This is a genomic window from Massilimicrobiota sp. An105, from assembly GCF_002161155.1.
Classification (GTDB): Bacteria; Bacillota_I; Bacilli_A; order Erysipelotrichales; family Coprobacillaceae; genus Allocoprobacillus; species Allocoprobacillus merdigallinarum.
This window is the reverse complement of record NZ_NFLY01000067.1, coordinates 1-8,628: the sequence shown is the minus strand read 5'-3', so window position 1 is coordinate 8,628 and position 8,628 is coordinate 1. Positions and strand designations below refer to the sequence as shown.

General features: G+C 32.5%; 9 protein-coding genes and 1 other annotated feature. Of the genes, 2 read left to right on the top strand and 7 right to left on the bottom strand.

What is annotated here, in order from left to right; translation table 11 throughout:
• Nucleotides 1–255 precede the first annotated feature (255 nt).
• Nucleotides 256–2,046 carry a flavin reductase gene (locus tag B5E48_RS12755; protein WP_087243321.1) on the top strand — a complete coding sequence of 597 codons (1,791 nt, stop codon included), beginning with the start codon at nucleotides 256–258 and terminating at the stop codon, nucleotides 2,044–2,046.
• Nucleotides 2,047–2,247: 201 nt separating this feature from the next.
• On the opposite strand, the gene B5E48_RS12750 is transcribed toward B5E48_RS12755, so the two are convergent.
• The 7 genes from B5E48_RS12750 to B5E48_RS12720 form a co-directional block, all read right to left on the bottom strand.
• The gene (locus tag B5E48_RS12750) at nucleotides 2,248–2,514 is read right to left on the bottom strand and encodes a type II toxin-antitoxin system RelE family toxin (protein WP_087243325.1); all 267 of its coding nucleotides are present in this window, start codon (nucleotides 2,512–2,514) and stop codon (nucleotides 2,248–2,250) included.
• Nucleotides 2,511–2,729, bottom strand: a complete 219-nt coding sequence (gene relB, locus B5E48_RS12745; RefSeq protein ID WP_087305462.1) for a type II toxin-antitoxin system RelB family antitoxin — start codon at nucleotides 2,727–2,729, stop codon at nucleotides 2,511–2,513. Before relB ends, B5E48_RS12750 begins: the two co-directional genes overlap by 4 nt.
• Nucleotides 2,730–3,002: 273 nt before the next feature.
• Nucleotides 3,003–3,824, bottom strand: coding sequence for a MetQ/NlpA family ABC transporter substrate-binding protein (locus B5E48_RS12740; RefSeq protein WP_087243327.1), 822 nt, complete (start codon nucleotides 3,822–3,824; stop codon nucleotides 3,003–3,005).
• A 12-nt stretch (nucleotides 3,825–3,836) separates the two neighbouring features.
• A complete protein-coding gene (locus tag B5E48_RS12735; RefSeq protein ID WP_087305460.1) occupies nucleotides 3,837–4,502 on the bottom strand; it encodes a methionine ABC transporter permease in 666 nt (221 codons plus the stop codon).
• Between the two features lies 1 nt (nucleotide 4,503).
• A complete protein-coding gene (locus B5E48_RS12730; RefSeq protein ID WP_087297994.1) occupies nucleotides 4,504–5,523 on the bottom strand; it encodes a methionine ABC transporter ATP-binding protein in 1,020 nt (339 codons plus the stop codon).
• 33 nt (nucleotides 5,524–5,556) lie between these two features.
• Nucleotides 5,557–5,790 (bottom strand) — a binding site (T-box leader).
• Nucleotides 5,791–5,830: 40 nt separating this feature from the next.
• Entirely contained in the window at nucleotides 5,831–6,997 is a 1,167-nt protein-coding gene (locus tag B5E48_RS12725; protein WP_087305458.1) for a cation diffusion facilitator family transporter, read from the bottom strand.
• A 9-nt stretch (nucleotides 6,998–7,006) separates the two neighbouring features.
• Complete coding sequence (locus B5E48_RS12720) at nucleotides 7,007–7,357, bottom strand: hypothetical protein (protein ID WP_087305456.1); 351 nt, start codon at nucleotides 7,355–7,357, stop codon at nucleotides 7,007–7,009.
• A gap of 164 nt (nucleotides 7,358–7,521) precedes the next feature.
• On the opposite strand from B5E48_RS12720, the gene cysK reads away from it, so the two are divergent.
• On the top strand, nucleotides 7,522–8,448 hold the full coding sequence (cysK, locus tag B5E48_RS12715) for a cysteine synthase A (protein ID WP_087305454.1): 927 nt from the start codon (nucleotides 7,522–7,524) through the stop codon (nucleotides 8,446–8,448).
• Nucleotides 8,449–8,628 lie beyond the last annotated feature (180 nt).

Below are 8,628 nucleotides of genomic sequence, written 5' to 3'. Positions count from 1 at the left end.
ATGGAATCAATAATATCATTAAACATTTTATCAGTCATAATATCTTCACCTCGATATAAGTATAGCACTGATGAAAATATCATGTTTTATTTTAAAGGGCTTTAACACCGTTTTTATGGGGTTAAAATCAATTACCAACATTTAACTGAAGTTAAATTTATCATGAAAATAAACATTTTTTGTTTTACGCATCGACATTGATTTTTCACTAGGATATGACTATAATGAATAGAGACATTGAAAGGAGTTCAAAGTATGGAAATAACAAAAGATATCAGATATGTAGGTGTTAATGACCATCATATTGATTTATTTGAAGGACAATACGTTGTCCCAAATGGTATGGCTTATAATTCTTATGTGATTTTAGATGAAAAGATTGCGATAATGGATACTGTAGATATTCATTTTACACATGAATGGCTAGATAATATTGATGAAGTTTTACAAGGGCGTCAGCCTGATTATTTAATTATCCAACATATGGAACCTGACCATTCTGCTAATATCTTAAACTTTATGAAAGTTTACCCTAACACAACATTAGTGGGGAATGCTAAAACATTTATGATGATAGAACAGTTCTTCGCTTTAGATGAAAATTATCAAAGATTAGTTGTGAAAAATGGTGAAGAATTATGTTTAGGTCAACATACATTATCATTTGTATTTGCACCAATGGTGCATTGGCCTGAAGTGATGATGACCTATGATCAAAAGGATAAGATTTTATTTTCAGCAGATGGATTTGGAAAATTTGGAGCTAACGATGTTAAAGAAGACTGGGATGATGAAGCACGTCGTTACTACATTGGTATTGTTGGAAAATATGGTGCACAAGTCCAGGCAGTGCTTAAAAAAGCTGCAACTTTAGATATTCAAATGATCTGTCCATTGCATGGACCTGTTTTAAAAGACAATCTATCACACTATTTAAATCTTTATCAGACTTGGTCATCTTATAGTGTCGAAACAGATGGTGTTATGATTGCTTATAATTCTATTTATGGACATACTCAAAAAGCAGTTGATTTATTGGCATCAAAATTAACAGAAAAAGGATGTCCAAAGGTTGTTGTGCATGATTTAGCACGTGATGATATGGCTTTATGTGTAAGCGATGCTTTTCGATATGGTAAGCTTGTTTTAGCTTCAGTGACTTATAATGCAGATGTTTTCCCATTCATGAAAGAATTCATTCATCATTTAACGGAAAGAAATTTCCAAAATCGTACAATCGCATTAATAGAAAATGGATCATGGGCTCCAATGGCTTGTAAAGTCATGAAAGGCATGTTAGAAAATTGTAAAAACATAACTTGGGCTGAAAATCATGTCACTGTTAAATCAGCATTAAATAGTGAAAGTCAAGAAGCCATTGACCAATTAGCGGATGAATTATGTCGTGACTATATTGCCAAATCTAATGATAAAGCAAATAAACATGATATGAGTGCTTTATTTAAAATTGGTTATGGACTTTATGTTGTGACAAGTCATGATGGTAAACAAGATAACGGATTAATTGTTAATACTGTCACACAGGTCAGTGATAATCCAAATCGTGTTGCGGTGAATATTAATAAACAAAATTATTCACATCATGTCATTAAACAAACGGGAAAAATGAATGTCAACTGTTTATCTGTTGATGCTCCATTTAGTATTTTTGAAAGATTTGGTTTCCAAAGTGGTCGTACAGTTAATAAATTCGATGGTTTTGAACCATTATATGCTGATAACGGTTTAGCTTTCTTACCTCGTTATATTAATGCTTTTATGTCACTTGAAGTTGAAGAATATGTAGACTTACAGACACATGGTATGTTTATATGTAAAGTAACAGAAGCGCGTGTCATTTCTGATTTAGATACAATGACTTATACATATTATCAAAATCATGTCAAACCAAAACCTCAAACAGAAGGCAAAAAAGGATTTGTATGTAAAATCTGTGGTTACATTTATGAAGGAGATGTTCTTCCAGAAGACTACATCTGTCCATTATGTAAACATGGTGCTATTGATTTTGAACCAATTCAATAAAAATGCAAAACGAATGATTTATACAATCATTCGTTTTTTTGTGCCGTATCCTGTATGATTTGTCCATCTTCAATACGTAAAATACGATCAGCTACATTAGCTATTATTTCATTTGTCGACTGTCTTTTAAAGTTTACTATTTCCACTTTTTGTCTTTCAAATCATGTCCCTTTTGCTTTTTATCAAAATGAAAGAGAGATTCTATTTATAAATCTCTCTTCTATGTCCAATATTAATAACAAGAATGATGAGCTTATCATCTTCTATGTCACATAAAATACGATAATGCCCCACTCTATATCTCCATTGGTTTTTTAGATTCCCTTTTAATCCCTTTCCATGTGCTCGTGGATCAGTACAACCAACAAGATTTTTTGTTATCCACCTCATAATCATAACTTGCGTATATCGATCCATTTTCTTAATTTGCTTCTGAGCAGCTTTTGAATATTCAACTTTGTAGTTCATAAGCCAAGTTCCTTCATAAAATTTTCATGTGATATTGTTTCAGGGTCTTTCAAATATTCTTCATATGCTTGTTGGGCAATCGCTATATCGTATTCTTCCTCAATTTTTTCCAACAATGCAGTTTTCATTGCTTCACTTAAAGAAATCCCATGAAAATTAGCATAGCTCTTGAACAGTTTCTCTTCCTCTGCATTTAGTCTGATTGAAAAGCTCATAAGAATCACCTCTTTCTGTAATACATTGTACTACACAAATACTATGCTGTCAATTTTATTATATACATTTTTTGGGACCTCATTACATATCTTGCCTAATAAAAGTTACAACTTCACAAAAATATTCAATCATTTGGACGACCACTATTATTTTTATAACTTTCATCAATATAACATCATCCTATACCACAATTCAAATATGAAATCCTATTAAAAAGGCATAAACCTAAGAGTATATCTTAAGTTTATGCCAATGGATGAGAAATACTCATCTTAATCTACCATGACAACAGCACCTTTATATTCATCTTCTACAAATTGTTTTATTTCATCAGATTTTAAGACTTCAATCAATGCTTTAATCTTTTCATCATTTTCATGACCTTCTTGTACTGCAACAATATTCACATATGGATTATCAGCATCTACTGTTTCAATAATTAACGCATCTTCTGTTGGATTTAATCCAGCCTGCAGGGCATAGTTTCCATTAATCGCAACTAAATCTCCTTGATTATTTTGATAAGCAGTTGCAAGTAATTCTGGTTTAATTTCTTCAAATGATAAATTCTTTGGATTAGATACAATATCCTCTGTTGTTGCTTCAAGACGTTCGACATCATCACTTAATTCAATCACTCCAGCATCTTCTAGAATTCCAAGAATTCTTCCATGGTCAGCTACAGAGTTAGAAATAATCACTTCCCCATTTTCAGGAATATCTTTAATATCTTTTATTGTCTGAGAATAAAATCCAAATGGCTCTAAATGAATACCAGCTTCCTCTACAATTTTATATCCATGTTCACTAAGTTCACCTTCAAAGAATGGACGATGTTGGAAATAGTTAGCATCTACTTCTCCTGCATCTAAAGCTTTGTTGAAAATATAATAATCATCCAACACTTTAATTTCTAAATCAATGTCATATTTTTCTTTCAATATAGGTTTAGCTTCCTCTAAGATTTTAGAATGAGGATCTAATGTTGCAGAAACAGTTAATGTTTTTTCGTCACTCGCTGTGTTTCCACCTCCACAACCTGTTAATCCAATAGCTAAAAATAATGCACAAATTCCAATAAATAATTTTTTCATATGTTTTCCTCCCTATCTCTTATCAATTCTTTTCACAATCAAATCACCAATAATCTGTATAATAAAGACAATCACTAAAACAAAGAATGTTGCTGTATACATAACTGGCATATTTTGTCTAGCATATCCATACATATAGGCTAAGTTTCCAAGTCCTCCAGATCCAATACATCCTGCCATAGCTGTATAACCTACCAAAGAAATAGCCATAACAGTCATACTTGAAATTAATGCTGGTTTAGCTTCAGGTATAAGAACCTTTGTAATAATCTGCCAGGAACTTGCCCCCATAGCCTTGCTGGCTTCAATTGTTCCTTTATCAATCTCACTTAAAGCTATCATACACATTCTTGCATAGAAAGGTGCACTTGATAGAATCAGTGCTGGTAAAGCGCCTTTGACTCCTAACATTGTTCCCATGATTTTAATTGTAAACTGTAGAAGCAGGAATATTAAAATAATAAATGGGATAGCTCTAAAAAGATTAATAATAAAATCTAAAATGCGATGAATAACTTTATGAGGATAAAGTCCGTCTTCTTTTGTGATATAAAGGATGATTCCTAAAACAAACCCTAATATAACAGCAATCATTAAAGAAATCACTGTCATCAATAATGTTTCCTGGATGGCAACATACATAGCATCCCAGTCAATTTGACTTAAAAATTCACTCATCTTAAATCACCTCCACAATAACCTGATAGTCTTTAAATTTTTGAATGACATCTTCATAATCCTGTTGTGTTCCACCTATGACATTGACAATCAATACTCCAAAAGAACTATCAATTGTATTTGTGAGGTTTCCTGAAACAATACTTAAATCTAATTTTGTTTCTTTAATGACACGAGAAACAATAGGTTGTCTGGAAATATCTTCATCAAATGTTAATCTTAATAAAATACCATCTGGATAAATCTGTTTAAGATTTTCATTTTGCTTATCATCATCAATCTTACTTGATATATCTCTGACAAAACGTTTGGTAATGTGATGATGAGGATGTTCAAAGATATCTTTGACACGACCTGTTTCTACAACTTTCCCTTCACTCATAACAGCGATACGATGACAGATTTTTTGTACGACTTCCATCTGATGTGTAATCATGACAATCGTAATCCCGAGTTTTTGATTGATATCTTTTAATAAATCTAAAATCTGTTCCGTTGTATCAGGGTCCAATGCACTGGTTGCTTCATCACATAACAGAATACTTGGATCATTGGCCAATGCTCTTGCGATACCTACACGTTGTTTCTGTCCACCAGATAATTCACTTGGATAAGCATTTTCACGTCCCTGCAATCCAACCAGTTCAATTAATTCTTTTGCTTTTTGAACACGTTTGCTTTTTTCAACACCAGCAATCTCTAATGGCAATTCAATATTTTTTTGTACTGTTCTTGACCACAATAAATTAAAATGTTGAAAAATCATTCCCATCTCTGTTCTTTTCTTTCTTAAATCTTTAGCATTGTATAATGAAATATCTTCACCATCAATAAAGACTTCTCCACTTGTCTGTTTTTCAAGCTGATTAATAATACGAACAAGTGTTGACTTCCCAGCACCACTATATCCAATAACCCCAAAGATTTCACCATTCTGGATTGTCAAATTAACATCCTGACAGGCATGAATATCTCCTTTAGGTGTATGGAAAACTTTTTGAATATGTTTTAATTCAATCATGAAATCCCTCCTATAAATAAAAAAACTCGTCCCGCTAAGGACGAGTATATAACCCGTGTTACCACCTTAATTCATCGTTACATCACTATAACAATCTCTTCGAGTACCAACATACTCTAGTACGATAACGGGTACACCCGCCATTAGCTAAATCATTCACTAATGAAACTCCAAGACCATCTTCATTTATGCCTCAATATTCTTTTCCACCAACCAAGAACTCTCTATCAAATCATCATAAACTACTCTTCTCTTCACTGTTGTTAATAATATATTATCTTGTCTATAAACATTTGTCAAACACTTTTTATAAAAATGCATGATCTATCTGTATCACACAAAAATAGTGTGAATTGATTTGTTGAATCGCTTCTGTGATTTTTTGCTTCAACTCCTGATGTGAAATTTCATCATCAGCAGGCAATAAAACATCAAAAATGAGATTAATATGTGTTGGTCCTTTGACCAGTCGAAAATCATGAATACTATAGTTTGGATTCAATGCCTGAACAATATTTTGAACTTCCTGTTTTAACTGATTTGTAAGTTCATCCATTGTATCAATAGGATCCATATGGATTGTTGTTAAAATATTAAACTTTTCTAATAAATCTCTTTCAATAACATCAATCTGATCATGAGCAGTCATGATATCTTCATGACAATCCACTTCAGCATGAAAAGTCATATATTGACGTCCAGGCCCATAATCATGCAACATAAAATCATGAATACCTAAAACCTGATCAAATGATAGAACATACTCATAGATGTCATTAACCAGTTCTTTATCAGGCGCTTTTCCTAATAATGGATCAACAGTATCCTTAAAAATATCAATTCCTGACTTAAACACAACAATGGAAACAATAACCCCAATTATTCCATCCACAGGAAATGAGGTTACTAAACTTAAACATAAAGAAACCAAGGTTGCAAGAGTTGCACAGACATCATTTAAACTATCTTGTGAAGCTGCTTTTAAAGATGTGGAATCAATGATTTTTCCAGCTTTTCTATTAAAAGAAGCCATCCATAATTTGATAAAAATAGATACCACCAAAACAATGAGGGCACCCCATGTAAAAAGAAGGGCTTCAGGTTTGATAATTTTCATCACTGATTCTTTAAAAGAGGAAAACGCTACTAATAAAATTAAAAAAGAAATGATTAATCCTGCAATATATTCATAACGACCATGTCCATAAGGATGGTCACTATCAGGATGTTTTCCTGCTAATTTAAAACCAAAAAGCGTTGCTAAATTGCTCCCCATATCTGATAGATTGTTAAATCCATCAGCCTGAATAGCTACTGAATGTGTCATAAATCCAAATAATAATTTAAAGATGACCATGACACAGTTACATATAATAGAAAGAACACTACATAGTGTTCCATACTTTTCTCTTATTTCAGGTGCTTGTGTATCTTGATAATTTGGAATTGTTTTTTTAACAATCAAATCAAACATAATAACCTCCTAAAAGATATTAGAAATTTTTTTCAAATAAATATTTCTAACTTTTCTTTGAGCAAGTCCACAATCTTCTAATTCTTGAATATAACCATCAATTTTTTGCTGATCAACATTTTTATGAGCTAAGTCTTTTAAAACTTCAATCATTTGAGGATGATCATCTTTAATATAAGCAAATCCATCATAATCATATAACGGTGTTTTCAACATAACATTCAAACATGCAACATAAGCCCATTTGACTTCCAAACGGACAAGTTTGTATTGCATTGTATCAAACAATGCATTTGGCATATAATATTTATCTTCATGATTTTTTAAATCCTTTATATCATTTTTATCATAACAGATCATTTTTATTCCTCCCTCTATGTTTTTTCATTATAACATAGAATATGACGATTTGGTAAATAATATTATGATTTTCTTATCAATGACACACAAAAGATTTATCATATTCTTTGCTTTTTTAGCCTATACTTTCTATAATGAGGACAATAAAAAGGAGGTTTTCAGATATGAAAATTTATCACAGTATTCAAGAGATGGTAGGACAAACACCTATTCTACAATTACATCATATAGAAAAGCAGGAACAAACTCAGGCCCATTTATTCGCCAAGCTGGAATATTATAATCCTGCTGGCAGTGTCAAAGATCGTGTTGCAAGAGGTATGTTATTAGATGCTTTAGAATCTGGAAAACTACAACCTGGTGCAACAATTATAGAACCAACAAGTGGTAATACGGGTATTGGATTATGTGCCATTGGTACGGCTTTAGGTTTTGAAGTCATTATCGTAATGCCTGATACAATGAGTGAAGAAAGAAGAAAACTCATGAAAGCATTCGGTGCCAAGCTTGTTTTAACACCAGGTCAAGAAGGAATGACTGGAGCCATTAATAAAGCTAAAGCTTTAGCAAAAGACATTCCTCAAAGCTTCATTCCTAGTCAGTTTACCAATCCAAGCAATCCAAAAGCTCATTATCTATCAACTGGTCCAGAAATTAATGAACAGATGGATGGAAAAGTAGATATCTTTGTTGCTGGTGTTGGAACTGGTGGGACAATCAGTGGGGTTGGACAATATTTAAAAGAAAAGAATCCACAGGTACAAATCATTGCGGTAGAACCAAAAGATTCTCCACTCCTTTCAAATGGACAAACGGGCCCTCATCAGCTTCAAGGTATTGGTGCAAACTTTGTTCCTGAAACTTTAGATACACATATTTATGATCAGATAATAACTGTTTCTACTGATGAAGCTTTTGAAGCTGCTAGACAGCTTGCTCAAAAAGAAGGAATTCTCACTGGTATTTCTTCAGGTGCTGCTTTATATGCTGCTAAAACTTTAGCCAAACATCCTGAAAACAAAGATAAGAATATTGTTGTTTTATTACCTGATGGTGGCGATCGTTATTTATCAACAGCATTATATGAATAAAAAAGGGAAGTTATTTCAAAACTATGAAATAACTTTTTCTTTTCAATCAAAACTACCCTTAAAAAGGGTAGTTTGTTCTGAGGCTATAAGCCTCGCTTACCTGCTCGCGTCTCAAGGCGCTGCTTTCACTTCGTTCAAGCTTACCGCTTTTGACTCTCGCTGTCCCTCAAAGGGACTTTT